Here is a 26,134-nt window from a genome sequence, read left to right on the forward strand (position 1 = left end):
TATAGGGCACTTTTTATTTAGGTGGACTATACAAACCATTTTGGATCATAAAGTATTTCATCGCTTCATTAAGCCACGCCCCTTCTTCTTCCGTATAAGGAAAAGGCATCATATTATTATATTGTTCTTCTACATTCTCTAATTTACCTAGAGAATACATTGTCTCTTCACCGACATACTTAAGAGTCGCTTTCATATGTTCATCAACCAATTTTTGCACTTCTGAATCCTCAATTTGTCTTCCAAATAACCTTTTCACTTCTTTTGCTAAACGCATAAACTCTTTATCAAGTGCTATGTCCTCTTCTTCCTGCTTATTATATAATCCATCAGCCACTTCTTTTGATACATATTCTTCAAGCCATAAACGTTGTTCGTTTTCTTTTTGGATACTATTAATTAAGCTCATTAATATGTTACTATCTACCTCTTCATCTTCCTCAAGGTATACCATTGTTCGTTCAATCGCCTTTATCGAAACTTCAAGTTGTTTTTTCTTTTCTTCAAAGGCTACTCTTTGATTTTGTAATGTTTCTTTTAAGCTTATATTCAAACTTTTCACATTGAGCATGACACGAATTTCTTCTAAACTATATCCTAATACTTTAAGACTCACTATTTTTTGGAGCGCTAATATATCTCTATCTTTATATACACGGTGTCCTGAACTTATATTTTTTTCAGGTTTAAGCAGGCCAAGTTCATCGTAATACTGTAGTGTTCGTATTGATATACCTGTTCTCTTTGAAAACTCACCAATTGAATAGCCTTCCTTTTTGCTCATCCTACACTCCTCCTAACAATATGTTTACAAAAATCATACTCCCTCACGTAACTGTAGGTTCAAGCCTTTTTTCAAAAAGAATGAATCAAGTCCCTCACTGCATATATTGAACTATACCTTTTCTTAAGGAGGGCTTTCTTGATGCGTACTCCTTTATCCTTTGATAAAGACACTGCCATATTGTTAGCATCTTGCTGCGATCTAACGTATGAACAATATAAACAAAATGGCATTTTCGAAATACCCGATGGGTTCCAATATGTACAAGGGTTTCAAGGAAAGGCCATTCAAAAGACAGAATGGTTCGGATTCATATTAGAATCTGAGGATACAATTATTGTAGCTTTTAGGGGCACACAAACAGATACAGATTGGATTATCGATTCACTCGTTAACCAAAAGCCATACCCATATGCTTTAAATAGTGGAAATGTCCATAATGGCTTTCTTTCAATTTATGAATCTTGCCGGGATTCCATTATGGATATGCTCGTGTCATTACCAGCCCATAAGAAACTTCTTGCAACAGGCCATAGCTTAGGCGGTGCACTCGCTACACTACACATACTAGATGCACGTATAAATACTGCCTTCGCACAGTACGGTCTTTATACCTTTGCCTCTCCGAAAGTTGGAGATATCGCCTTTCGAAATTATTATAAACTGCAAGTAGCTAGTAGCTTTCGTTTTGTCAATTTATTCGATGTCGTTCCTCTTCTCCCTCCAAGAAATGTCCATTTTAATGATAAAGACTGGGAATATGCACACGTCCATCACAACATGACATTTACGAAAAATACAAAATCCATTACGAATAACCATTCCATTACAACATACAAAACATGTCTGACCTCTCATTTTTAACCAGTAAACAATTGGAAATTTAATATTTGTATACTATAATAATCTATGAAATTACTTTCGGATGAGGGGACCTTACATGCTAAAATTTTTCTTTGCACTTTTTCTTATAATAATTTTTTCGTTTACAGGTTTCTTTACATTTTCATACTTTGCGACAGGCGAATATGGCGGAACAGGTATAATATATACGTTCATGCCTTACCTTTCTTAAGCAAAATAAATAAAAGCCCCTTCAAAAGGGGCCTTCATCTAAAAAAGTTTAACAGTATTACCAATACCCCAAATTTCATTACTGTACTGCAAAATTGTTCGATCACTCGCAAAATGCCCCGATTGTGCAATGTTCAAAATCGACATTTCCAGCCATTTCTCCCTATTTTCGTAGGCCCTTCCGACAGCTTCTTGTCTTTCAGCATATGGGCTAAAATCTCGAAGAACGAAGTATTCATCATTTTGAATAACGAGAGAATCATAAATCGCTTCAAATTCAGCTCCCGACTGTGCAAAGAAACCATTCGTTAACTGATCTACTACTTTTTTAATGTGCATATTGTGGTGATAATAGTCACTTGCACGATATCCACCTTTTTGGTAGTAATGAAGAACCTCATCCGCTGTTAAGCCGAAAATGAAGCAGGCATCATCACCGACCCGGTCTTTTATTTCAATATTAGCTCCATCTAACGTTCCGAGTGTAATTGCACCATTCATCATGAATTTCATGTTACCTGTTCCCGATGCTTCTTTACTTGCAGTTGAAATTTGTTCACTTACATCTGCCGCCGGGAATATATCTTCCGCTAAAGAAACTCGGTAGTTTTCTAGAAAGATAACTTTCATAAATTGACTTACGTACGGATCGGTATTCACTTTTCTTGCAAGCTCATTTATTAATTTAATAATTTTCTTCGCATAATAATAGCCAGGTGATGCTTTCGCTCCAAAAATAAAAGTACGCGGGTAAAATGAAAAACTAGTATCCTCTTTTAAACGGTTATACAAGTACAAAATATGAAGAACATTTAATAACTGTCGTTTATAAGCATGTAGCCTTTTCACTTGCACATCAAAAATAGAATTTGGATCAATAGTGATCCCCATCTTATTATGAATGCTCTCCGCTAAAATAATCTTACGCTCTTGTTTTACCCCTGCAAGCTTTTCTTGAAAACTAGTATCATGTATGAAGTTTTGCAGTGCTTGCAGCTTAATTGGCTCTTTCTTCCATTCTTCTCCAATCGCTTCCGAAATAAGATTCGTCAGCTGTGGATTCGCCTTCATTAGCCAGCGCCTATGAGCAATTCCATTCGTTTTATTATTAAACTTATCTGGATAAAATTCATAGAACAATCGCATTTCACGCTGCTTTAAAATTTCTGTATGAATTTTCGCCACACCGTTAACGCTATGGCTACCAACAATCGCTAAATGAGCCATTTTCACAAGGTCATGCGCAATAATGGCCATGTCCTCAATACGCTTCCAATCGTACGAATAACGGTCCCAAAGCTCATGACAGAAACGTTCATTAATTTCTTCAATAATCATATAAATTCTCGGTAATAACGGTTTAAAAATGCGAATTGGCCATTTCTCAAGCGCTTCTGATAACGTCGTATGATTCGTATAGGAAATCGTCTGCGTTGTTATGTGCCAAGCTTCTTCCCATGTCAATTTTTCTTCGTCTAATAAAATACGCATAAGTTCTGGAATTGCTAGAACCGGATGTGTATCGTTTATATGAATCGCGATTTTTTCATGTAACTGACGAAGACTACCGTGTCTCTCCCTATGCATACGAACGATATTTTGCAAACTTGCTGATACGAGGAAATACTGTTGTTTTAAACGAAGTATTTTCCCCTCATCATGCGTATCATCTGGATATAAAAACTCCGATACGGCCTCTGTTTCACGCTTATATTTCAAAATATCTTTACAATTTTGCGGGAAAGGAACTGGCTCCGCATTCCAAAGCCGAAGCGTATTTACAGTACTGGTTTCATACCCTACAACTGGAACGTCATATGGTACTGCCATAATAACTTCTGCATTTGTATGCCTGAACTCTAAACGTCCATCAATTTCTAGTGGTTCAACGTTTCCAAAATAACTTACTTCTACTGCTTGGTCATACCTTCTTACTTCCCAAACGTTTTCATGAAGAAGCCACTGTTCTGGAAATTCTACTTGATAGCCATCAACAATTTTTTGATCAAACAGACCATGCTTATAACGAATACCACAGCCATGTCCTGGTAAGTTTAAAGAAGCGAGTGAATCGAGAAAACAGGCTGCTAAACGTCCAAGTCCACCGTTACCAAGGCCAGCATCTGCTTCAATTTCTTCTAACTCGTGCAAAGAAATTCCAAGTTCAAAAAGTCCTTTTTCACATACATCTCGAATGCCTAAATTTAATATATTACTGCCTAGTAAACGCCCAAGTAAAAATTCAATGGATAAATAATACATTTGTTTTTGATCCCCAGAACGATACCTTTCATTCGTTGCAATCCATTGACTATTCATATACTCACGTACCATATGACCGAGCGTATTATACTGATCACGAGTTGTAGAATCTTTGAAACTTTTCCCATACATCGTTTCTAATTTTTCTAGAAAAGCGGATTTGAAGCTTTCAACATGAGTAAACATTTTTTCACCACCTCAATGTTATTCCATGAGACTTTTATACAATTTCTTGTATGCAAGAGCAGATTTCCCCCAGCTATAATCTTCAGTCATCGCTTGCTTTACAAGCTTATCCCATACCGGTTTATCTTGATAAAACTCAATTGCACGAAGAATCGTATGTAACATGTCATGCGCATTAAAATTCGTAAAGCTAAAGCCATTCCCAATTCCAGTGTCCTCATCGTAAGAATGTACAGTATCATTTAATCCGCCTGTTTCTCTTACAATTGGAATCGTGCCATATGCTAGCGCAATAAGTTGTCCAAGTCCACACGGTTCAAACAGCGATGGCATTAAAAACAAATCGCTTCCCGCGTACACTTGGTGCGCTAACGCTTCATTAAACCCAATATATACTTTTACCTTTTCTGGATACTCGTATGCCATCCATTCAAAGAACTGCTCGTATTCAGAATCGCCTGATCCTAAAATAATACATTGTACATCTTCTTCCATTATTTCACGGAATACAGTACGTACTAGATCAAGCCCCTTTTGTTTCGTTAATCGTGTTACCATCGAAATAACTGGTGTATCTTCTTTTTCTGGTAAACCAAAATAACGCTGCAATGCGCGTTTATTTTCATTCTTTTCATCTAGCGATTCTGCACTATACTGAGCCGTAATATATGGATCTGTTTCTGGATTATATACGCTCGTATCAATTCCATTTACAATGCCACTAAGCTTATCATTATATTTTCGTAGCAATCCATCTAACTTCTCACCGAAAAACTCATATTGAATCTCTTCTTTATATGTCGGGCTAACCGCTGTAATTTGGTCAGATGCGATAATACCGCCTTTCATAAAGTTCACGTTTCCATAAAACTCAAGCTGTTCACTATGAAAATATTCATGACCAAGCTCCAGTAAGTCGTACATCACTTCAGGAGGAAATACACCTTGGAACTGCAAGTTATGAATCGTATATACCGTTTTAATATGCTCATATAACGGGTTATCTTGATACTTTTCACGAAGTAAGAAATTAACCATAGCTGTATGCCAATCATGGCTATGAAGAACATCTACTTCGAAATCAAGATGCGGAATACACTCTAAAACTGCTTTTGAAAAATAAGAAAAACGCTCCCCATCATCATAATGGCCATATAGAGAATCTCTCTTAAAATAATATTCATTGTCTATTAAGTAATACGTAATCCCGTCCTGCTCACCTTTTAAAATCCCGCAATATTGATTTCTCCATCCAAGGGGAACGCTAATTACTTTATGAAGCGTACATCCTTCTCTTAACTCTTTCGGGATAAGACTGTAGTTTGGAAGTATAATGCGAACATTCACTCCTAATTTTTTTAATTCTTTTGGAAGCGCTCCTGCTACATCAGCTAGACCTCCGGATTTAATAAACGGTACACATTCTGATACTGCAAATAAAATATTCACCTGTTGTTCCACTGCACGAAAAGCGTATACATCATAAATCGCTCTTCTTACAGCTTCCTCCCTTCAAGTTTTCATATAGAGTAAAACCTTAATTAGTGGGGGTTTTCTAAATCCCCCACTAATTATGCACCTGCTATTTACGAATAACTGTTGATTGTACTATTTTGTACACTACCTTTTTCTACAACATATGGCTCATCGGCATTTCCTTTTAACACTACGCCGTCGCCAAGTTTCACATCTTTATCGATAATAACACCGTCTATTATGCAATTATCTCCAATTTGGCTCTTTTGCATAATAATACTATTACGAACAATTGAACCTTTTCCAATTTTAACAGAACGGGAGACAACACTATTTTCTACTTCACCCTCAATAATACTACCGTTTGCAATCATCGTATTTTTCACTACTGCACCCTTCATATAACGAGTTGGTGGCTCATCTTTTACTTTCGTAAAGATTGGTGCTTCTTTCTTAAATAATTGCTTCCAAATAGAAGGCTGCAAAATTTCTAGGCTATGTTTATAGTAACTTTCAATAGAATCAATAATAGCTACATATCCTGTATGTTCGTACGTAGTAATATGCAGTGATTTCCCGCTCTTTTCTCTCACTACATCAAATAAACTGTATTGCTCCACATCTTTATATGCCTCAAATAAGTCTAGCAATAATTGTTTCTTTAACACATATGTTTGAAGCGAAACCCCTTCATGACAAACTTCAGTAATATCTGCAGACGTATGTATATGTCGCTCTAACACCGCTTGAAAGTTTAACGCTGTTACAAGATGGCTATTCGTAATAACAACATATTCTTCTCTGCTTCTTAGAAAATAATCAATATGTCTTCTAAAATGTGCAAAAGATCCAAATTCGTCATGATCACATTGGCAGTTCGGTGGGAATAAAAACAGTCCATCACGCTTTCTATCTAAATCCCACTGTTTTCCTGAACCGACATGATCCATTAAAGAACGATTTTTATGACTTGTAAAAACCGCCACGCTATGAATATTAGAATTCACCATATTTGAAAGCATGAAATCAATGAGGCGGTAACGGCCTCCAAACGGTAACGCCGCTAATGAACGATGCCCTGTTACTTTCTTTAAGGAAGGAAAACTTCCCGTTGCATTAATAATTCCTAACATTTTTTCTCCCATTCATTTCATCCCCCTTTTCTATTTTCCTTCAGCAATTAGTACTACATCATCCACATTTTTTTCTGGACGAATTATTGTCCCATCTTCAATAACCATTTCCGATCCAACGATCGCTCTTTCAATCACAACGTTTTTACCAATCTTTGCCCCCGGCATAACGACAGAATCGATTACCATACTACCTTCTTCCACCGTCACTCCTTGGAATAAAACAGAATGCTTCACGTCCCCTTCAATGACGCACCCTTCATTAATAAGTGACTCTTCTACTTTTGCCTTTTCTGCAATATATTGAGGTGGCTCGTTTGGATTTACAGAATAAATGCGCCAATTACGATCGTTCAAGTTCAACGATGTTTCATCGCGAAGTAAATCCATATTCGCTTCCCATAAGCTTTTCACCGTTCCAACATCTTTCCAATATCCTTCAAACGGATACGCCATCAACTTCTTCCCTTCATCTAATAAAAGCGGAAGTACATCTTTTCCGAAGTCATTACTAGATTCAGGGTTTCTTGCATCCATCTCTAAATATTCTTTTAAAATAGCCCAGTTAAAAATATAAATTCCCATTGATGCAAGATTACTTCTTGGAAATTGCGGTTTCTCCTCAAATTCAACAACTTCCATCTCTTCATTTGTATTCATGATGCCAAAGCGACTTGCTTCATCCCACGGCACTTCAATAACAGAAATCGAAACGTCCGCTTCTTTCTCAATATGGTAATCTAGCATTTTGCTGTAATCCATTTTATAAATATGATCGCCTGATAAAATAAGGACATATTCTGGTTCATACTGACTTAAATAGTTTAAGTTTTGATAAATAGCACTTGCCGTACCTGTATACCACTTCACACCTGAAGACTCCGCATAAGGAGGTAACACAGTGACTCCACCGTTTACACGATCAAGATCCCAAGCATTTCCGATTCCAATATAATTATGAAGTTCTAACGGTTGATATTGTGTTAAAATCCCCACCGTTTCAATACCGGAGTTTGCACAGTTACTTAACGTAAAATCAATAATGCGATATTTACCACCAAATGGAACAGCTGGCTTAGCTAAATTTTTTGTTAATGCACTTAAACGACTACCTTTTCCCCCTGCTAGTAACATTGCTACGCACTTTTGTTTTTGAGCCATCTTGTTTTTTGCTCCCCTTTCTCGTCTTCACTGGTCGTAATATGGATACGCCAAATGGTGGAATTGTAATTTCTACATGTGCCGCTTGATTATGATATGGCTCTAGAATCGTCTTGAGACGTTTCTTATTAACTTGCCCCGATCCGCCATATTGCGCCGAGTCACTGTTTAAAATTTCGTTATAGTACTCGAAATCTGGTACACCTACTTTATAGTTTTCATATGTAGCTTTCGTAAAATTACATACGACAACTAACGCATCTTCCTGCTTATCCCCTTGGCGGATAAACGAGAAAATACTTTGCTCATTATTATTAGCATCAATCCACTGAAATCCTTCAGGCGAGTGATCTAACTGCCAAAGTGGTTTTGAGCGCTTATACAATGCTATGAGCTCTTTAAAGTAATCATGCATATTACGATGCATTTCAAAATCATGTAAATTCCAATCTAAATCTTCAAGGTCTTTCCACTCATCAAATTGCCCGAATTCTCCACCCATAAAGAGTAATTTCTTACCTGGATGAGTAAAGAAATATCCATATAATAAACGAAGCTGAGCAAACTTATCCCAGTAATCTCCCGGCATTTTATTTAATAACGACTTTTTCCCATGAACGACTTCATCATGAGAAAGCGGCAATATGAAGTTTTCAGAGTGAGCATATATTAAAGAGAATGTCATTTTCTCATGAATGTATTTCCGGTACTCTGGCGCACATTCCATATATTTCAGCACGTCATTCATCCAACCCATATTCCATTTATAATTGAATCCAAGTCCACCCTCGTATGTTGGAGCTGTTACAAGTGGCCAAGCTGTTGAATCTTCCGCTGTCATAAGAAACTCTTCATCTTCTGCAAACACGGCTTCATTTAACTCTCGTAAGAAAGAAACGGCGTGTTCATTGCTTTGCTCTTTTCCTTCTTTATTCCAGTACAGCATATTCGCAACTGCATCTACCCTGAAACCATCAATATGGAAATACTTCATCCAAAATAACGCATTTGAAATTAAGAAATTACGTACTTCTCTCTTCCCTAAATCAAAATTAACAGTTCCCCATACAAGGTTTTCTTGTACGTCTCTATCTTTATATTCATAAGTCGGTGTCCCATCAAACAAATATAAACCGTGAGCATCTTTACAAAAATGCCCCGGTACCCAATCTAAAATGACACCGATTCCATATTTATGACATTCATCGACAAAATACATCAAATCATGTGGCGTGCCGAATCTACTTGTCGCTGCATAATATCCTGTTCCTTGATATCCCCAAGAACGATCATATGGATGCTCAACAAGCGGCATAATTTCAATATGTGTAAATTGATGTTCCACCACATACGGAATGAGCTCCTCGGCCATTTCTCTGTAAGAATACAGAGCGCCTTTCTCTTTCTTTTTCCAAGAACCGAAATGTAATTCATAAACTGTCATCGCTTCTTTATAAATCGATTTTTTCTTTCTCTTACGAATCCAGTTTTTATCATTCCATTCATATCCCTCTATATCAAAAACTACAGATGCCGTATTTGGTCTTACTTCTGCATATACTGCATAAGGATCCGCTTTTAAAATAACGTCACCATCCATCGTTTCAATCGCATACTTATATATATCATTCTCTTCAATATGCGGTACAAACAAGGACCAAATCCCCTCTTCTGTCACTTGTAGCATCTTATGTTGCTCATAATCCCATTCATTAAAATCCCCAACAACACTCATTGCTTTCGCATGAGGAGCCCATACTGTGAATCGTACACCTCGCATCCCATCTTCCGTCACAATATGTGCGCCAAAGATGTTATAACTGTCATAGTACTTTTCTGTATGAAACTCATCTCGTTTCACTTCTTCACAATTTATTACATCCAATATGTTCACCTCACTAAGATGACAGAAATTTTTTACTCTTTATCATTTCTGCGAAAAACTGAAATATCCTTGTTATTTTTTAAAAAATATTCGTTTTTTTCTTAAATTTCACTTAAAATTTTCACATTTTCCGTGTAAATTATCGAATTTTGACGAATATTCATTGCAAACGCTTCATTTCCTACTAGCCTTTCATCCTATTATTTATTTCTCAACCTTTATTTCATAAGATTTATCCTATTTTACTCGCTATTTATCACTTAAAATCGTAACAAAATAATCTGTTATAAAAAAATGTTTCTCAATATTTTTTGTCACAATTTTATTGAAATGGAAAATTCATAAGCATATACTCATTCTCAATAAAGAACATTGAACCTTCGCAAATATAATTCATACTGAAACACTATGTTTACTCTATCGATGCTCCAGGCGAAAGTCTGATAAAAATTAAATTAGGGAGCTTTCTTATGTCATTAAAACAAAAGGTTGGAATGGGAGTTGTCACAGCTTCACTTGGCTTATCCCTTACATTCGGCGGTGTATTCGCCTATTTCAGTGATTCTGAAACATCGGGTAATTCATTTCAAACCGTCTAACAACGAAATTAGGTAATGAAAAAGATGGTAAGCTACTCGGTCAATATTAATATGCTCGTCCAGATGAAAACCTTGCAGGCGACGTAAATGGCGATAAAATAATTGATATTAAAGATGCTGAAATTATCGCTAATAACTATGGTAAAAAAGGAGTATCTGTAAAAGATGGCGATCTTAATAATGACGGCATCGTCGACGAAAAAGACATTCGCTTCGTAGAAAAGAAATTCTTGAAAAAAGGACCAGATGCAGCAAAATCACAAACACCTGTAGAAAAATCAAAAAGCGGTACACTGGCAGATATTTTAAAGAAATTAGGATTAACACCTAAAAAATAATAATAAAGAGCACTCTATATAAAGTAGAGTGCTCTTTTCTATAAACGACCCTTATCCAGCAAAAGGGGTATATTGGGGATATACAAGGGAAACCGGAAAAGGAATTTATATTAAATTATATAAAAACTCAGAGGTAGGAAGCAGTTTCCCGCCTCTGAATTATTTAGCAATTATTATAGTACTGGTGCCATGGTTTCTTTTAATACTTTTACAGAATGAGCGAATTTCGCTTTTTCTTCTTCATTTAGCTCAAGTTCTACGATTTCACGTACACCTTCGCGGTTAATAACAGCTGGAACACCTACGAAAGCATCTTTCTCACCATATTGACCTTCAAGGTATGCCGATACAGTTAATACGCTGTTCTCGTTGCTTAAGATTGCTTTAGTTACACGAAGTAGTGACATACCGATTCCGTAGTAAGTTGCGCCTTTACGCTCAATAATGTGGTAAGCTGCATCGCGTACATTTTCAAAGATTTTATCTAAATCTTCTTGGTTATACTGTTCGTTGTTCGCTAAGATTGTTTCTAGTTTTTGTACACCTACAGTAGCGTGGCTCCATACTGGAAGTTCAGTGTCACCGTGCTCACCAACGATGTAAGCATGAACGTTACGTGGATCTACATCTAAGTAGTCACCTAACATGTAACGGAAACGAGCAGAGTCTAAAGTAGTACCAGAACCGATTACGCGCTCTTTCGGTAAACCAGATTCTTTCCAAGTTACGTAAGTTAAAATATCAACTGGGTTAGTTGCGATTAAGAAGATTCCATCGAATCCGCTATCCATAATACCGCGAACGATTTGTTTAAAGATCTTTGTATTTTTCTCAACTAAGTCTAAACGAGTTTCACCTGGCTTTTGTGGTAATCCAGCAGTGATAACTACTAAATCTGCATCTTTACAATCTGCATAGCTACCGCTCCAAACTTTTGTTGGTGCTGGAGAGAATGGTACCGCATGGCTTAAGTCCATTGCTTCTCCTTCTGCTTTTGCTTCATTAACATCTACTAGTACGAATTCTTCAGCTACACCTTGGTTGATCATTGAGTAAGCGTAACTACAACCTACAGCTCCTGTTCCTACTAATACTACGCGATTGATACCTTTTTTCATGTTAATTTCCCCTTTCAATTGTTTATATCTATTTTTTATTATTGTTTAAGTAATTAATTAAAATACTAATTTAATGTTGTTTAACTTCTTTACATACATATTGTAGCACGGATTATTGTGAATTCCTTCACAAATTATGACCTATTTGTGAACTTTTTCACATAGAGTGTAAAGTTATTAGAGTGCGGGTGAAATCCATCTCAATGGAGGCGTTTTCTTTAGATTGTGAAAGGGTTTTTCTTAGGTTTTTTGTCGGTAAGTGAAATTATATCGACGATTATTTAAATATATCAACGATTTTTAGAATATATCTACCGTAACTCAAAATATATCAACGATTCGACAAGGAATATCGACTTACCGACAAAACCCTATAATAATAACAGCATAAAGAAGCTGCCTTCAGTAGATCACCTATTGAAAGACAGCTTCTGGATTAAAGCGTTGATTCAGTCCTTCTGAGCTCATAAGTACACCTGTAGAAACTTCTAACTGACTGCACAATTGTATGCAATTTCTTGACTGAGCCATACGCAAAGGGCAATGAGTTCGTTTGCTTGATACTTGCTAGATCGCTGTATAAAACCAACTTGTTTGGCGATCTCTTGTAGGACTACTGGAGCTCTTGTGCGAAAAGGTTCAGTTCATTTGAAATGATAGACTTCATCAAAAACGCCATCCTTTCTGTATAATTCTACAAAAAGAATAGCGTTTTTTTGATTACATGGATACAAATTTATCTTAGCTTGATAGTGATGTTTTTTCCATACACATCAAGTTAACACAACGTCACTTATTAACAGTCAATAGACATGGAAACCTAGCAAAGCCCTTCAATTATTGTAGTAAAACAGTCATTTTTAAATCTTCAGAACCTCCATTTTTTAAAGTATCATTTTGACCACTAAGATACGTAGGTTTAATTGTTAAGGATTTTGGAGGATTATCCATTGGTGGAAGAGCTAAAACAATATGGTGTCCGTAGAGTCCCGTGCTACCAACTTGCAAGCTGACTCCTTCGTAGATTTTTCCTTTAACATCAGTGACAGTATAATCAAGTGCTGGCCAACTATCATTAGCTTCCATTTCTTTTGGATAATCAAAGGTCAAATCAATCCTCGTTGAAAGTGAAGAAAAAGTTACTTGATCTACTGTTAATGCATACAGATTATCTTTCGTTAATGTTTTTATATTAGGAGTAAATTTACGAATCTCACCTTCAACTTTTGTAAGAGGAAATGCTACATTCCATGTTCCTGCTTTTCCAAATAAATCTTCTCCATGGACGGAAACATCAATTTTATCACCAAATTCACCGTAATTAGCCAGAGTGAATTCATGCTGCTCAATAATGGTGTTTCGTCCTTTTGACTTCTGTGAAGTAGAACTAATTGCAGCTCTGACTTCTTTCCCATTAATGGTTACATAACTAAATCCAGCTTTCTCTTCATTGCTATTGGAAATAGTATTTTCTCCTTTGTATTCCACCGTGATCACTAAACGTCCGCCATCGTAAACTGCTTCTTTCACATTCATCGTTAAACCACTATGGTTATCTTGTCTTTCAATTGATGTAGCAAGCTCATCCTTTTCAATTTTATCAGAAGCAATATCATTAAATTGTGCATAAATGGGGCCTATAACTGGAACACTCGATAAAGTCTTTGCCATAGCAGGAGAAATGAATCCAAAACCTAAGAGAGAAACACATATTCCACAAGCAACAAGACTAGAATACTTGATTGTTTTTTTTCTACGGTATTGATTTTTCTTAGCTTGAAGCATGGCTGTTTTTTCTCTTTGAATTAACCGGTCTTCTGGTATAGGAATATCATTGATATGGTGATTAAATTCTTCTTTATTCATAACTATATCCCTCCTTTAAAATGGGGCGTAAGGCTTGCTTTGCTCGATGTAATTGAGATTTTACCGTTCCTTCTGGAGAGTTAAGAACCTCAGCAATTTCCTTAATAGATAAATCGTGATAATACCTTAATAAAATAATAGTTTTGTAAGTAGGATCTAAGAAATTAAATGCCTCGGTTAAATCCAATGATTGTTCTAATTTATTCATGCTTTCTTCTGTACATAAATTAGCAAATATTTCATCATTCGCAACAAATTGTCTAGAGGATTTTCTTACAAAATCAATGGATTTAAAAACAAGAATTTTGGTAATCCAACTTTGAAATTTCTCCGGCTTTTTTAATTTTCTCAGTGAAAGATATGCTTCATAAATTGTTTCTTGGTATATATCCAGTGCATCTTGTTCATTTCTTACATAAGAATAGGCTGTTCGATATAATTTCGGGCGAACAAAAGTAATAAGTTGTTCAAATGCTTGATCATTTCCTCTTGTTGCTTGTTTTACTAGATAGGCTATGTCCATTTTTATTTCTTCCTCCCTTTACTAATATAGTCGAATGAGAGGATAAAAAGGTTGCAAAAATAAGTGCATATACATAAATCTCCTACAACTTATTGCAATGATTAATATCCAGCATTAAAGAAAAGACACCAGAAATCCAGATAGAAATAAGAGCCAAATATATAGCTTGTTCATACCAAATTTAAAGTAAAAAAGATCTCCCAAAACGGAAAAACGAGCTGAATTCTCATAAATAACTGTAAAAAAGGTAAAATTCTCGTTATGGGGGTGTCTTAAAATCTTAGCTTGATGGGCATGTGATGTTAGCTCTATTTTAAGCAAATATCTATAAATACTTTTTGATGTTTCTATAATAAGCTTTTCATACTCCATCGCTCTCTCTTTTCTATTAGTTAGACGATTCAAATAGAAAAAAGTATACAAGAAATCCATAAAAAAAAAGCAGACTATTCAAAGTCCACTTTTATACAACAAAAAAGAGATAGCAGATTATGCTATCTCTTTTAGTATGACCCGTACGGGATTCGAACCCGTGTTACCGCCGTGAAAGGGCGGTGTCTTAACCACTTGACCAACGGGCCAAAATCTGGCAGAGAAGAAGGGATTCGAACCCTCGCACCGCGTTCGCGATCTACTCCCTTAGCAGGGGAGCCCCTTGAGCCACTTGGGTACTTCTCTATAATATGGCTCCGCAGGTAGGACTCGAACCTACGACCGATCGGTTAACAGCCGATAGCTCTACCACTGAGCTACTGCGGAATAATTATGGTGGGCCTAAATGGACTCGAACCATCGACCTCACGCTTATCAGGCGTGCGCTCTAACCAGCTGAGCTATAGGCCCATAATAGATAAGCGGGTGAAGAGAATCGAACTCTCGACCAGAGCTTGGAAGGCTCTTGTTTTACCACTAAACTACACCCGCATTAAATTAAAAATGGTGAGCCATGAAGGATTCGAACCTTCGACCCTCTGATTAAAAGTCAGATGCTCTACCAACTGAGCTAATGGCTCATTTTGAAAGTGGTGCCGGCTAGAGGACTTGAACCCCCAACCTACTGATTACAAGTCAGTTGCTCTACCAATTGAGCTAAGCCGGCTTGCGATTTCAAAATGGTGGCTCGGGACGGAATCGAACCGCCGACACGAGGATTTTCAGTCCTCTGCTCTACCGACTGAGCTACCGAGCCTTTATGTAAAAAAATGGCGGTCCCGACCGGGGTCGAACCGGCGATCTCCTGCGTGACAGGCAGGCATGTTAACCACTACACCACGGGACCATTTGGTTGCGGGGACAGGATTTGAACCTGCGACCTTCGGGTTATGAGCCCGACGAGCTACCGTACTGCTCCACCCCGCGATGATATAATATTTAATTTAGAAAAAATGGAGGAGGTAGAGGGATTCGAACCCCCGCGCGACTCTCGCCGCCTGTCGGTTTTCAAGACCGATCCCTTCAGCCGAACTTGGGTATACCTCCGAGATATGAACTTTGAGTGGTGGACCTTGTAGGACTCGAACCTACGACCGGACGGTTATGAGCCGTCTGCTCTAACCAGCTGAGCTAAAGGTCCTTTATGGTAGCGGCGGAGGGGATCGAACCCCCGACCTCACGGGTATGAACCGTACGCTCTAGCCAGCTGAGCTACACCGCCATAAGTTATATTCAAATAAGTGGAGCCTAGCGGGATCGAACCGCTGACCTCCTGCGTGCAAGGCAGGCGCTCTCCCAGCTGAGCTAAGGCCCCATATTTTGAAAATATCGGGAAGACAGGATTTGAACCTGCGACCCCCTGGTCCCAAACCAGGTGCTCTACCAAGCTGAGCCACTTCCCGTTAATAAAAAACGCGCCCGAGAGGAGTCGAACCCCTAACCTCTTGATCCGTAGTCAAACGCTCTATCCAATTGAGCTACGGGCGCATATGGTGCCGAGGGCGGGGGTCGAACCCGCACGGTGGTCACCCACCGCAGGATTTTAAGTCCTGTGCGTCTGCCTGTTCCGCCACCCCGGCATGTCATACTGAAAATTGGAGCGGAAGACGGGATTCGAACCCGCGACCCCAACCTTGGCAAGGTTGTATTCTACCACTGAACTACTTCCGCAAGACATGTTTGAGTTATTTTATTAAAAGTGCGGGTGAAGGGAGTCGAACCCCCACGCCAAAGGCGCTAGATCCTAAGTCTAGTGCGTCTGCCAATTCCGCCACACCCGCATATTATAATTTAAAAAGAAAAAATGGGGCGACTGATGGGAATTGAACCCACGAGTGCCGGAGCCACAATCCGGTGCGTTAACCACTTCGCCACAACCGCCATGATTTTCTGGTGCCGACTAGAGGACTTGAACCCCCAACCTACTGATTACAAGTCAGTTGCTCTACCAATTGAGCTAAGTCGGCTAAATGGTGGAGGATGACGGGATCGAACCGCCGACCCCCTGCTTGTAAGGCAGGTGCTCTCCCAGCTGAGCTAATCCTCCGAATTGCCTGGCAACGTCCTACTCTCACAGGGACAAGGTCCCAACTACCATCGGCGCTAGAGAGCTTAACTTCCGTGTTCGGTATGGGAACGGGTGTGACCTCTCTGCCATCATTACCAGACTGTATTCATTTAAGACAAGAATTATCATAACTTATTCGACATTTAAAGTCAACAAGTTTTTTATATTCTTTCAAAACTAGATAACATTGCTTCATATTATATGGTTAAGTCCTCGATCTATTAGTATTCGTCAGCTCCACATGTCACCATGCTTCCACCTCGAACCTATCAACCTGATCATCTTTCAGGGATCTTACTAGCTTACGCTATGGGAAATCTCATCTTGAGGGGGGCTTCATGCTTAGATGCTTTCAGCACTTATCCCTTCCGCACATAGCTACCCAGCTATGCCCTTGGCAGAACAACTGGTACACCAGCGGTGCGTCCATCCCGGTCCTCTCGTACTAAGGACAGCTCCTCTCAAATTTCCTGCGCCCACGACGGATAGGGACCGAACTGTCTCACGACGTTCTGAACCCAGCTCGCGTACCGCTTTAATGGGCGAACAGCCCAACCCTTGGGACCGACTACAGCCCCAGGATGCGATGAGCCGACATCGAGGTGCCAAACCTCCCCGTCGATGTGGACTCTTGGGGGAGATAAGCCTGTTATCCCCGGGGTAGCTTTTATCCGTTGAGCGATGGCCCTTCCATGCGGAACCACCGGATCACTAAGCCCGACTTTCGTCCCTGCTCGACTTGTAGGTCTCGCAGTCAAGCTCCCTTATGCCTTTGCACTCTACGAATGATTTCCAACCATTCTGAGGGAACCTTTGGGCGCCTCCGTTACACTTTAGGAGGCGACCGCCCCAGTCAAACTGCCCACCTGACACTGTCTCCCGGGTCGATAAGACCCGTAGGTTAGAATTTCAATACAGTCAGGGCGGTATCCCACCAGCGCCTCCACCGAAGCTAGCGCTCCGGTTTCAATGGCTCCCGCCTATCCTGTACAAACTGTACCAAAATTCAATATCAGGCTACAGTAAAGCTCCACGGGGTCTTTCCGTCCTGTCGCGGGTAACCTGCATCTTCACAGGTACTATAATTTCACCGAGTCTCTGGTTGAGACAGTGCCCAAATCGTTACACCTTTCGTGCGGGTCGGAACTTACCCGACAAGGAATTTCGCTACCTTAGGACCGTTATAGTTACGGCCGCCGTTTACTGGGGCTTCAGTTCAGAGCTTCGCTTACGCTAACCCCTCTCCTTAACCTTCCAGCACCGGGCAGGTGTCAGCCCCTATACTTCGCCTTACGGCTTCGCAGAGACCTGTGTTTTTGCTAAACAGTCGCTTGGGCCTATTCACTGCGGCTTTCCGTTAAGAAAGCACCCCTTCTCCCGAAGTTACGGGGTCATTTTGCCGAGTTCCTTAACCAGAGTTCTCTCGCACACCTTAGGATTCTCTCCTCGCCTACCTGTGTCGGTTTGCGGTACAGGCACCTTTTATCTCGCTAGAAGCTTTTCTTGGCAGCGGGGAATCAAAGACTTCGCTCCATAAGGAGCTTCCCCATCACAGCTCAGCCTTCACGATAAGCGGATTTGCCTACTTATCAGCCTAACTGCTTGGACGTGCACAACCAATCGCACGCTTCTTCTATCCTTCTGCGTCCCTCCATTGCTCAAACGATAAAGAGGTGGTACAGGAATATCAACCTGTTGTCCATCGCCTACGCCTGTCGGCCTCGGCTTAGGTCCTGACTAACCCTGAGCGGACGAGCCTTCCTCAGGAAACCTTAGGCATTCGGTGGACGGGATTCTCACCCGTCTTTCGCTACTCATACCGGCATTCTCACTTCTAAGCGCTCCACCAGTCCTTCCGGTCTGACTTCACTGCACTTAGAACGCTCCCCTACCACTGATACCATTGGTATCAATTCGCAGCTTCGGTGGTGTATTTAGCCCCGGTACATTTTCGGCGCAGAGTCACTCGACTAGTGAGCTATTACGCACTCTTTAAATGGTGGCTGCTTCTGAGCCAACATCCTAGTTGTCTAAGCAACTCCACATCCTTTTCCACTTAATACACACTTTGGGACCTTAGCTGGCGATCTGGGCTGTTTCCCTCTTGACTACGGATCTTATCACTCGCAGTCTGACTCCTAAGGATAAGTCATTGGCATTCGGAGTTTGACTGAATTCGGTAATCCGATGAGGACCCCTAGTTCAATCAGTGCTCTACCTCCAAGACTCTTACACTTAAGGCTAGCCCTAAAGCTATTTCGGGGAGAACCAGCTATCTCCAGGTTCGATTGGAATTTCTCCGCTACCCACACCTCATCCCCGCACTTTTCAACGTGCGTGGGTTCGGGCCTCCATTCAGTGTTACCTGAACTTCACCCTGGACATGGGTAGATCACCTGGTTTCGGGTCTACGACCACGTACTAAACGCCCTATTCAGACTCGCTTTCGCTGCGGCTCCGCCTCTTCAGCTTAACCTCGCACGGGATCGTAACTCGCCGGTTCATTCTACAAAAGGCACGCCATCACCCATTAACGGGCTCTGACTATTTGTAGGCACACGGTTTCAGGATCTCTTTCACTCCCCTTCCGGGGTGCTTTTCACCTTTCCCTCACGGTACTGGTTCACTATCGATCACTAGGGAGTATTTAGCCTTGGGAGATGGTCCTCCCAGATTCCGACGGAATTTCACGTGTTCCGCCGTACTCAGGATACATTCAAGAGAGAACGAAGTTTCGACTACGGGGTTGTTACCCTCTGTGACGGACCTTTCCAGGTCGCTTCGTCTACCTCGTTCCTTTGTAACTCCGTATAGAATGTCCTACAACCCCAAGAGGCAAGCCTCTTGGTTTGGGCTAGATTCCGTTTCGCTCGCCGCTACTCAGGAAATCGCATTTGCTTTCTCTTCCTCCAGGTACTTAGATGTTTCAGTTCCCTGGGTCTGTCTTCCATACCCTATGTATTCAGGTAAGGATACCATACCATTACGTATAGTGGGTTTCCCCATTCGGAAATCTTCGGATCAAAGCTTACTTACAGCTCCCCGAAGCATATCGGCGTTAGTCCCGTCCTTCATCGACTCCTAGTGTCAAGGCATCCACCGTGCGCCCTTTCTAACTTAACCAAACTAAAATTAAAAAAATATGAGCTACACTGTTATCTAGTTTTCAAAGAACATACATTTAAACTTGAGAGATAGTTCTCTCAAAACTGAACGAAACAAAACAAGTCAACGTTTATTGATGAACTGCGTTCATCAATTCTCCATAGAAAGGAGGTGATCCAGCCGCACCTTCCGATACGGCTACCTTGTTACGACTTCACCCCAATCATCTGTCCCACCTTAGGCGGCTGGCTCCATAAAGGTTACCCCACCGACTTCGGGTGTTACAAACTCTCGTGGTGTGACGGGCGGTGTGTACAAGGCCCGGGAACGTATTCACCGCGGCATGCTGATCCGCGATTACTAGCGATTCCAGCTTCATGTAGGCGAGTTGCAGCCTACAATCCGAACTGAGAACGGTTTTATGAGATTAGCTCCACCTCGCGGTCTTGCAGCTCTTTGTACCGTCCATTGTAGCACGTGTGTAGCCCAGGTCATAAGGGGCATGATGATTTGACGTCATCCCCACCTTCCTCCGGTTTGTCACCGGCAGTCACCTTAGAGTGCCCAACTTAATGATGGCAACTAAGATCAAGGGTTGCGCTCGTTGCGGGACTTAACCCAACATCTCACGACACGAGCTGACGACAACCATGCACCACCTGTCACTCTGCTCCCGAAGGAGAAGCTCTATCTCTAGAGTTTTCAGAGGATGTCAAGACCTGGTAAGGTTCTTCGCGTTGCTTCGAATTAAACCACATGCTCCACCGCTTGTGCGGGCCCCCGTCAATTCCTTTGAGTTTCAGCCTTGCGGCCGTACTCCCCAGGCGGAGTGCTTAATGCGTTAACTTCAGCACTAAAGGGCGGAAACCCTCTAACACTTAGCACTCATCGTTTACGGCGTGGACTACCAGGGTATCTAATCCTGTTTGCTCCCCACGCTTTCGCGCCTCAGTGTCAGTTACAGACCAGAAAGTCGCCTTCGCCACTGGTGTTCCTCCATATCTCTACGCATTTCACCGCTACACATGGAATTCCACTTTCCTCTTCTGCACTCAAGTCTCCCAGTTTCCAATGACCCTCCACGGTTGAGCCGTGGGCTTTCACATCAGACTTAAGAAACCACCTGCGCGCGCTTTACGCCCAATAATTCCGGATAACGCTTGCCACCTACGTATTACCGCGGCTGCTGGCACGTAGTTAGCCGTGGCTTTCTGGTTAGGTACCGTCAAGGTGCCAGCTTATTCAACTAGCACTTGTTCTTCCCTAACAACAGAGTTTTACGACCCGAAAGCCTTCATCACTCACGCGGCGTTGCTCCGTCAGACTTTCGTCCATTGCGGAAGATTCCCTACTGCTGCCTCCCGTAGGAGTCTGGGCCGTGTCTCAGTCCCAGTGTGGCCGATCACCCTCTCAGGTCGGCTACGCATCGTCGCCTTGGTGAGCCGTTACCTCACCAACTAGCTAATGCGACGCGGGTCCATCCATAAGTGACAGCCGAAGCCGCCTTTCAATTTCGAACTATGCAGTTCAAAATATTATCCGGTATTAGCCCCGGTTTCCCGGAGTTATCCCAGTCTTATGGGTAGGTTACCCACGTGTTACTCACCCGTCCGCCGCTAACTTCATAAGAGCAAGCTCTTAATCCATTCGCTCGACTTGCATGTATTAGGCACGCCGCCAGCGTTCATCCTGAGCCAGGATCAAACTCTCCAATAAAGTTAGTTTGTCTAGCATCTAAAAATAAAAATTGACGTTCACGTTGTTTGTTTCGTTCAGTTTTCAAAGAACTTATCTGCCGCTTCAGAAGCGACTTCATCATATTAACATCTTCATTTTTCGATGTCAACTATGTTTTTCAATTTCTTTTTTGTCGTTTTCTGCGTTTCTGCATCAGCGACGTTTATTAATATATCATGTGAAAAAATGAAATGCAACACCTTTTGAAAACTTTTTTGAAACCAACTACATTTCTTTTTTAATATCATATACTTAAACGAAACATCTCTTTCATTTCTAAGTAATTCCTACATATATTCTATAGAAAGTCACTCTGTCAAAAAACGTTTCTTTCTATATAAAGTGAAACTTTAATCAGTGGGGGGTATTCATCCCCCACTGATTATTAGCCTTCACCAATCGGGCATTTACGGGCAGTTGTCCCCCACCTAACTTTCTCGCATTCGGCGAATTTTGAGGCGGGGCTTACTGCCCGCAAATAGTGGGATAAACGTTTTATTCATATACCATATCATACAAGGAGGAATATACATGGACTACACCGACTTATTAATAAAACTAGGTCTCTCGGCTATTTTAGGATTCGCTATCGGTTTAGAGCGCGAATTAAAACGTAAACCACTCGGCTTAAAAACGTGTTTAGTTATTTCTATTATTAGTTGCCTCCTAACCATTGTTTCTATTAAAGCAGCTTACAACTTACCACATACCGATCATATGAATATGGATCCACTTCGACTTGCCGCTCAAATTGTATCAGGAATTGGTTTTTTAGGTGCCGGTGTAATTTTACGCAGAGGAAACGATAGTATTGCGGGGTTAACGACCGCCGCTATGATTTGGGGTGCTTCTGGCATCGGCATTGCCGTTGGAGCTGGTTTCTATATCGAGGCTATTTTCGGAATGTGTTTCCTTATGATTAGTGTAGAACTTATACCATTAGCGATGAAATACGTCGGTCCTAGATCATTTCGCCAACGTGATATCGCAGTGAAACTCGTTGTACGAAATATGGACAATATCCCGACCGTAATTGAAGAAATAAAAGAAATGGATATAAAAGTTAAGAACATGAAGCTCAAAACATTGGAAAATGGTTCGCACTATTTACATTTAAAATTGTCTATCGATCAAAAAAGACATACTGCTGATGTTTATTATGCTCTTCAGCATCTTGAAAGTGTTCAACAAACTGAAGTTGAAAGTATGTATTAATTATGAAATGAACTCTCTTTTTAATTAGAGAGTTTTTCTTTTTTCTATAATGGTAACAATGAATGTAGTCCTGAAAAGTAAGGAGGAATAGGAACTTGAAATCCCGTCCGAATTTAGTAGATACATTTCGTGATTCCATTATATTTCGTTTAATTTGTTTTATTATTGTACTTACTACCTTCTCCGGCTTTCTTATACATATATTAGAGCCATCTCACTTCACCACATGGTTCGACGGGGTTTGGTGGTCAATCGTTACCATTTTCACCGTTGGATACGGCGATTTCGCCCCCCATACAACGATAGGAAAACTTATTGGTATATGTATTATTTTATTAGGAACGGGATTTTGTTCTTATTATATGGTTCTATTCGCTACCGACATGATTAATAAACAATATATGAGAATTAAGGGTGAAGCAGCTGCTACCTCTAATGGTCATATGATTATCGTTGGCTGGAATGAGCGTGCAAAACATGTTGTAAAACAAATGCACATATTACAACCGAACCTTGATATCGTTTTAATTGATGAAACACTTTCTTTACTTCCAAAGCCATTTCATCATTTAGAATTTATAAAAGGTTGTCCGCATCACGATCAAACTTTATTAAAAGCTAACATTACAACAGCTCACACTATATTAATAACAGCGGATAAAGAGAAGAACGAAAGCTTAGCAGATACACAGTCCATTTTAAATATTTTAACTGCAAAAGGACTTAATCCAAACATTCACTGCATCGCTGAACTTCTTACTTCTGAACAAATCCAAAATGCAACGAGAGCTGGCGTATCAGAAATTATAGAAGGAAATAAATTAACGAGCTATGTATTTACCGCTTCTCTTTTATTCCCTTCCATTTCAGGTGTACTATTCTCACTTTACGATGAAATCTCTGATAACAAATTACAACTGATGGAGATTCCCCCGTCCTGCACCGGACAATCCTTTGCAAATTGTAGCTATACTCTTTTAAAGCAAAACATTCTCTTACTAGGTGTAAAGCGCGACGAACAATATATGATCAATCCAGTTCATTCTTTCATTCTCATCGAAAGCGACATACTCATCGTTATTCACCATTAAAAAAATGATTTTCTAGTTCTTGTACCAATACTTTACCAATATTGACATACTTTCTTTTCACATCTCCATCTGGATCTTGCGGCTCCGCAAATTGATCCAATCCACTCGTTCCAACTGTTAAAGCATTAACATTATCATCTAGTTCGTCTTGATATACGTGCGAAAGAATATACGGTGTTTCAAGACGGACTATTACACCAGGCACATCTAGTTCCCCATCCACCGCTGTAAATGGTACGCGTAAAAATTGATACCCTTCTTCTTCGTCGATTTTATAATCAAAGCATCCTTTATCATAATCCCAATTACCGCCAATACTATATCCAAGTGGTTTCATAACCTCTTCTAACTTATATAACGCATATGTACATCCTTCTAATTTTGATTGAATCGGAATCAAGCCCATCCCTCCTAGACTTTTCCTTTAGCATACCCATTCTAGTTTGAATATACCGATGTACCTTTCAATAAAATAATAAAAAGCGACCGGAGACCCGATCGCTTTTCATTATTTTAAACGCTCTTCTAATTCTGCTTTTAATTCTTCAAATCCTGGTTTACCAAGTAAAGCAAACATGTTTTTCTTGTATGCTTCTACTCCTGGTTGGTCAAATGGATTTACGCCTAATAGGTAGCCGCTCATCGCACATGCTTTTTCGAAGAAGTATACAAGGTAACCGAATGTGTACTCATTTAATTCAGGGATGTTTACGATTAAGTTTGGTACTCCGCCATCGCTATGTGCAAGTAATGTACCTTCGTATGCTTTTGTGTTTACGAAGTCTATCGTTTCACCAGCAAGGTAGTTTAATCCATCTAAATCGTTGTCGTCTAATTCGATTTTTAGTTCGTGTGTAGATTTACCTACTTTAAGAACTGTTTCGAATAGGTCACGACGACCTTCTTGAATGTATTGACCTAATGAGTGTAAGTCAGTTGAGAAGTTTGCTGAAGATGGGAAAATACCTTTTTGATCTTTTCCTTCACTTTCACCAAATAACTGTTTCCACCACTCAGAGAAGTAGTGAAGTGCTGGCTCATAGTTAACAAGCATTTCAATTGTTTTCCCTTTATTATATAGAGCATTACGAACTACTGCGTATTGGTAAGCTGGGTTTTCTTCAAGTTCTGATTTCGCGAAATCATTATGGCCAGCAGCTGCACCTTTCATCATCTCTTCAATGTTTAGGCCACTTACAGCGATTGGCAATAAACCTACTGGTGTTAATACAGAGAAACGACCGCCAACATCATCTGGAATAACGAACGTTTCGTAGCCTTCATTATCAGATAATGTTTTTAAAGCACCGCGCGCTTTATCTGTAGTCGCATAAATACGTTTGCGTGCTTCTTCTTTTCCATACTTTTCTTCTAATAATTTACGGAAAATACGGAATGCGATTGCAGGCTCTGTTGTTGTACCTGATTTGGAAATAACGTTAATAGAAAAGTCTTTACCTTCTAGTACGTCCATTAAATCTTTCATGTAAGTGGAGCTAATGTTTTGTCCAACAAATAGCACTTGTGGAGTTTTACGTTGTTCTTTAGAAAGCGTGTTATAGAAAGAATGGTTTAACATTTCAATTGCTGCGCGTGCTCCTAGATAAGAACCACCAATACCTACAACAAGTAAAATGTCAGAGTCATTTTTAATTTTTTCTGCGCATTTTTGAATGCGAGCGAATTCTTCTTTGTCATATTGAAGCGGAAGCTCTACCCACCCAAGGAAATCGTTCCCAGCTCCAGTTTTTTCGTGGATTGCATGATGTGTTACTTTTACTGCATCACGTAAATAAGTTAGTTCATTTTCACCGATGAAGGATAACGCTTTAGAATAGTCGAACGTTACATGTGTACTCATCTTTTTCCCTCCAATTATGTATATGTATTTCTGTATTCACTTTAGCGAAACTAAAGTTGTAAATCAAGCGATTCAACAATTGTAAACGTAACCATTATTTATTTTTTAGAAAAAGTTCATTTTTTGCATAAAAATTCGAATTTTTCGGTATAGATGTATATACATCGTTTTTCGTACATTTTTCATGTATAAAAACAACAAAACTATACCATTCTATAAA

Annotated in this window: 14 protein-coding genes, 22 tRNA genes, 3 rRNA genes and 4 pseudogenes; 5 read left to right on the forward strand and 38 right to left on the reverse strand. The window is 40.0% G+C overall.

Annotated features, from left to right (window positions below; all coding sequences use genetic code 11):
- Positions 1-13 precede the first annotated feature (13 nt).
- Complete coding sequence (locus LCF45_RS24015; RefSeq protein ID WP_050000920.1) at positions 14-784, reverse strand: MerR family transcriptional regulator; 771 nt, start codon at positions 782-784, stop codon at positions 14-16.
- Positions 785-925: 141 nt separating this feature from the next.
- On the opposite strand from LCF45_RS24015, the gene LCF45_RS24020 reads away from it, so the two are divergent.
- Positions 926-1,648 carry a lipase family protein gene (locus LCF45_RS24020; RefSeq protein ID WP_002089241.1) on the forward strand — a complete coding sequence of 241 codons (723 nt, stop codon included), beginning with the start codon at positions 926-928 and terminating at the stop codon, positions 1,646-1,648.
- A gap of 249 nt (positions 1,649-1,897) precedes the next feature.
- Here LCF45_RS24020 and glgP read toward each other — a convergent pair whose 3' ends face one another.
- The 5 genes from glgP to glgB all read right to left on the reverse strand — a co-directional run bounded on the left by glgP (position 1,898) and on the right by glgB (position 9,961).
- The gene (glgP, locus tag LCF45_RS24025) at positions 1,898-4,306 is read right to left on the reverse strand and encodes a glycogen phosphorylase (protein ID WP_263894337.1); all 2,409 of its coding nucleotides are present in this window, start codon (positions 4,304-4,306) and stop codon (positions 1,898-1,900) included.
- Between the two features lie 18 nt (positions 4,307-4,324).
- A complete protein-coding gene (glgA, locus tag LCF45_RS24030) occupies positions 4,325-5,755 on the reverse strand; it encodes a glycogen synthase GlgA (RefSeq protein WP_002167471.1) in 1,431 nt (476 codons plus the stop codon).
- Positions 5,756-5,892: 137 nt separating this feature from the next.
- Positions 5,893-6,927, reverse strand: a complete 1,035-nt coding sequence (gene glgD / locus LCF45_RS24035) for a glucose-1-phosphate adenylyltransferase subunit GlgD (protein WP_033731555.1) — start codon at positions 6,925-6,927, stop codon at positions 5,893-5,895.
- Positions 6,928-6,945: 18 nt separating this feature from the next.
- On the reverse strand, positions 6,946-8,076 hold the full coding sequence (glgC, locus tag LCF45_RS24040) for a glucose-1-phosphate adenylyltransferase (protein ID WP_002129671.1): 1,131 nt from the start codon (positions 8,074-8,076) through the stop codon (positions 6,946-6,948).
- Positions 8,024-9,961 carry a 1,4-alpha-glucan branching protein GlgB gene (glgB, locus tag LCF45_RS24045; RefSeq protein ID WP_263894338.1) on the reverse strand — a complete coding sequence of 646 codons (1,938 nt, stop codon included), beginning with the start codon at positions 9,959-9,961 and terminating at the stop codon, positions 8,024-8,026. Before glgB ends, glgC begins: the two co-directional genes overlap by 53 nt.
- Positions 9,962-10,431: 470 nt before the next feature.
- Between glgB and LCF45_RS24050 the strand changes: the two are divergent.
- Positions 10,432-10,551, forward strand: a pseudogene (locus LCF45_RS24050) (TasA family protein); the annotation flags it as partial.
- A pseudogene (locus LCF45_RS24055) lies at positions 10,545-10,898 on the forward strand (dockerin type I domain-containing protein); the annotation flags it as partial. The pseudogenes LCF45_RS24050 and LCF45_RS24055, both read left to right, overlap by 7 nt.
- Positions 10,899-11,071: 173 nt before the next feature.
- Here the strand turns inward: LCF45_RS24055 and LCF45_RS24060 are convergent.
- The 30 genes and pseudogenes from LCF45_RS24060 to LCF45_RS24200 form a co-directional block, all read right to left on the reverse strand.
- The gene (locus tag LCF45_RS24060) at positions 11,072-12,016 is read right to left on the reverse strand and encodes an L-lactate dehydrogenase (protein ID WP_002129674.1); all 945 of its coding nucleotides are present in this window, start codon (positions 12,014-12,016) and stop codon (positions 11,072-11,074) included.
- Positions 12,017-12,439: 423 nt separating this feature from the next.
- Positions 12,440-12,683, reverse strand: a pseudogene (locus LCF45_RS24065) (IS4 family transposase); the annotation flags it as partial.
- 170 nt (positions 12,684-12,853) lie between these two features.
- Positions 12,854-13,882, reverse strand: a complete 1,029-nt coding sequence (locus LCF45_RS24070) for a DUF4179 domain-containing protein (RefSeq protein ID WP_078206442.1) — start codon at positions 13,880-13,882, stop codon at positions 12,854-12,856.
- On the reverse strand, positions 13,875-14,405 hold the full coding sequence (locus LCF45_RS24075) for a sigma-70 family RNA polymerase sigma factor (RefSeq protein ID WP_012261907.1): 531 nt from the start codon (positions 14,403-14,405) through the stop codon (positions 13,875-13,877). The genes LCF45_RS24070 and LCF45_RS24075 overlap by 8 nt, the downstream gene beginning before the upstream one ends.
- 309 nt (positions 14,406-14,714) lie before the next feature.
- Positions 14,715-14,777 (reverse strand): annotated as a pseudogene (locus LCF45_RS27095) (RNA polymerase subunit sigma-70); the annotation flags it as partial.
- A gap of 137 nt (positions 14,778-14,914) precedes the next feature.
- A tRNA-Glu gene (locus tag LCF45_RS24080) sits at positions 14,915-14,986 on the reverse strand.
- 6 nt (positions 14,987-14,992) lie between these two features.
- Positions 14,993-15,083: transfer RNA gene (locus LCF45_RS24085), tRNA-Ser, on the reverse strand.
- A 6-nt stretch (positions 15,084-15,089) separates the two neighbouring features.
- A tRNA-Asn gene (locus LCF45_RS24090) sits at positions 15,090-15,164 on the reverse strand.
- Positions 15,165-15,171: 7 nt separating this feature from the next.
- A tRNA-Ile gene (locus LCF45_RS24095) sits at positions 15,172-15,248 on the reverse strand.
- Between the two features lie 10 nt (positions 15,249-15,258).
- Positions 15,259-15,329: transfer RNA gene (locus LCF45_RS24100), tRNA-Gly, on the reverse strand.
- A 13-nt stretch (positions 15,330-15,342) separates the two neighbouring features.
- Positions 15,343-15,418 (reverse strand) — tRNA-Lys (locus LCF45_RS24105).
- Between the two features lie 10 nt (positions 15,419-15,428).
- Positions 15,429-15,504 (reverse strand) — tRNA-Thr (locus LCF45_RS24110).
- Positions 15,505-15,518: 14 nt separating this feature from the next.
- Positions 15,519-15,594 (reverse strand) — tRNA-Phe (locus LCF45_RS24115).
- A gap of 14 nt (positions 15,595-15,608) precedes the next feature.
- Positions 15,609-15,684: transfer RNA gene (locus LCF45_RS24120), tRNA-Asp, on the reverse strand.
- Between the two features lie 3 nt (positions 15,685-15,687).
- Positions 15,688-15,764 (reverse strand) — tRNA-Met (locus LCF45_RS24125).
- 27 nt (positions 15,765-15,791) lie between these two features.
- Positions 15,792-15,884: transfer RNA gene (locus LCF45_RS24130), tRNA-Ser, on the reverse strand.
- 17 nt (positions 15,885-15,901) lie between these two features.
- A tRNA-Ile gene (locus tag LCF45_RS24135) sits at positions 15,902-15,978 on the reverse strand.
- 4 nt (positions 15,979-15,982) lie between these two features.
- Positions 15,983-16,059 (reverse strand) — tRNA-Met (locus LCF45_RS24140).
- A 20-nt stretch (positions 16,060-16,079) separates the two neighbouring features.
- A tRNA-Ala gene (locus LCF45_RS24145) sits at positions 16,080-16,152 on the reverse strand.
- Positions 16,153-16,166: 14 nt separating this feature from the next.
- Positions 16,167-16,240, reverse strand: a tRNA-Pro gene (locus LCF45_RS24150).
- Between the two features lie 11 nt (positions 16,241-16,251).
- Positions 16,252-16,325 (reverse strand) — tRNA-Arg (locus LCF45_RS24155).
- 3 nt (positions 16,326-16,328) lie between these two features.
- A tRNA-Leu gene (locus LCF45_RS24160) sits at positions 16,329-16,417 on the reverse strand.
- A 16-nt stretch (positions 16,418-16,433) separates the two neighbouring features.
- Positions 16,434-16,508, reverse strand: a tRNA-Gly gene (locus LCF45_RS24165).
- A 29-nt stretch (positions 16,509-16,537) separates the two neighbouring features.
- Positions 16,538-16,618, reverse strand: a tRNA-Leu gene (locus tag LCF45_RS24170).
- Between the two features lie 24 nt (positions 16,619-16,642).
- Positions 16,643-16,718 (reverse strand) — tRNA-His (locus tag LCF45_RS24175).
- Between the two features lie 10 nt (positions 16,719-16,728).
- Positions 16,729-16,804: transfer RNA gene (locus LCF45_RS24180), tRNA-Thr, on the reverse strand.
- Positions 16,805-16,808: 4 nt separating this feature from the next.
- Positions 16,809-16,884 (reverse strand) — tRNA-Val (locus LCF45_RS24185).
- A 5-nt stretch (positions 16,885-16,889) separates the two neighbouring features.
- Positions 16,890-17,005 (reverse strand): 5S ribosomal RNA (gene rrf, locus LCF45_RS24190).
- Between the two features lie 101 nt (positions 17,006-17,106).
- Positions 17,107-20,028, reverse strand: a 23S ribosomal RNA gene (locus LCF45_RS24195).
- 146 nt (positions 20,029-20,174) lie between these two features.
- Positions 20,175-21,726: ribosomal RNA gene (locus LCF45_RS24200) — 16S ribosomal RNA — on the reverse strand.
- Together the 16S, 23S and 5S rRNA genes with 22 tRNA genes alongside form the textbook arrangement of a ribosomal RNA operon.
- Positions 21,727-22,278: 552 nt before the next feature.
- Between LCF45_RS24200 and LCF45_RS24205 the strand changes: the two genes are divergently transcribed.
- Positions 22,279-22,962 carry an MgtC/SapB family protein gene (locus LCF45_RS24205; protein WP_002034530.1) on the forward strand — a complete coding sequence of 228 codons (684 nt, stop codon included), beginning with the start codon at positions 22,279-22,281 and terminating at the stop codon, positions 22,960-22,962.
- Positions 22,963-23,057: 95 nt separating this feature from the next.
- Positions 23,058-24,053, forward strand: coding sequence for a potassium channel family protein (locus LCF45_RS24210; RefSeq protein WP_002167466.1), 996 nt, complete (start codon positions 23,058-23,060; stop codon positions 24,051-24,053).
- On the opposite strand, the gene LCF45_RS24215 is transcribed toward LCF45_RS24210, so the two are convergent.
- The gene (locus tag LCF45_RS24215) at positions 24,040-24,453 is read right to left on the reverse strand and encodes a YugN-like family protein (RefSeq protein WP_078206630.1); all 414 of its coding nucleotides are present in this window, start codon (positions 24,451-24,453) and stop codon (positions 24,040-24,042) included. The two genes, LCF45_RS24210 and LCF45_RS24215, sit on opposite strands and share 14 nt — an antisense overlap.
- A 108-nt stretch (positions 24,454-24,561) precedes the next feature.
- Complete coding sequence (locus tag LCF45_RS24220) at positions 24,562-25,914, reverse strand: glucose-6-phosphate isomerase (RefSeq protein WP_002015845.1); 1,353 nt, start codon at positions 25,912-25,914, stop codon at positions 24,562-24,564.
- Positions 25,915-26,134 lie beyond the last annotated feature (220 nt).

Source organism: Bacillus sp. 41-22 (genome assembly GCF_025809295.1).
Lineage (GTDB): Bacteria > Bacillota > Bacilli > Bacillales > Bacillaceae_G > Bacillus_A > Bacillus_A mycoides.

What these genes read in the sequence shown, in the direction of transcription:
- LCF45_RS24070 (WP_078206442.1), bottom strand. Translation starts at nt 13,882, where the DNA reads ATGAATAAAGAAGAATTTAATCACCATATCAATGATATTCCTATACCA.
- glgC (WP_002129671.1), bottom strand. Translation starts at nt 8,076, where the DNA reads ATGGCTCAAAAACAAAAGTGCGTAGCAATGTTACTAGCAGGGGGAAAA.
- LCF45_RS24015 (WP_050000920.1), bottom strand. Translation starts at nt 784, where the DNA reads ATGAGCAAAAAGGAAGGCTATTCAATTGGTGAGTTTTCAAAGAGAACA.
- LCF45_RS24220 (WP_002015845.1), bottom strand. Translation starts at nt 25,914, where the DNA reads ATGAGTACACATGTAACGTTCGACTATTCTAAAGCGTTATCCTTCATC.
- glgD (WP_033731555.1), bottom strand. Translation starts at nt 6,927, where the DNA reads ATGGGAGAAAAAATGTTAGGAATTATTAATGCAACGGGAAGTTTTCCT.
- LCF45_RS24075 (WP_012261907.1), bottom strand. Translation starts at nt 14,405, where the DNA reads ATGGACATAGCCTATCTAGTAAAACAAGCAACAAGAGGAAATGATCAA.
- LCF45_RS24060 (WP_002129674.1), bottom strand. Translation starts at nt 12,016, where the DNA reads ATGAAAAAAGGTATCAATCGCGTAGTATTAGTAGGAACAGGAGCTGTA.
- glgP (WP_263894337.1), bottom strand. Translation starts at nt 4,306, where the DNA reads ATGTTTACTCATGTTGAAAGCTTCAAATCCGCTTTTCTAGAAAAATTA.
- LCF45_RS24205 (WP_002034530.1), top strand. Translation starts at nt 22,279, where the DNA reads ATGGACTACACCGACTTATTAATAAAACTAGGTCTCTCGGCTATTTTA.
- LCF45_RS24020 (WP_002089241.1), top strand. Translation starts at nt 926, where the DNA reads ATGCGTACTCCTTTATCCTTTGATAAAGACACTGCCATATTGTTAGCA.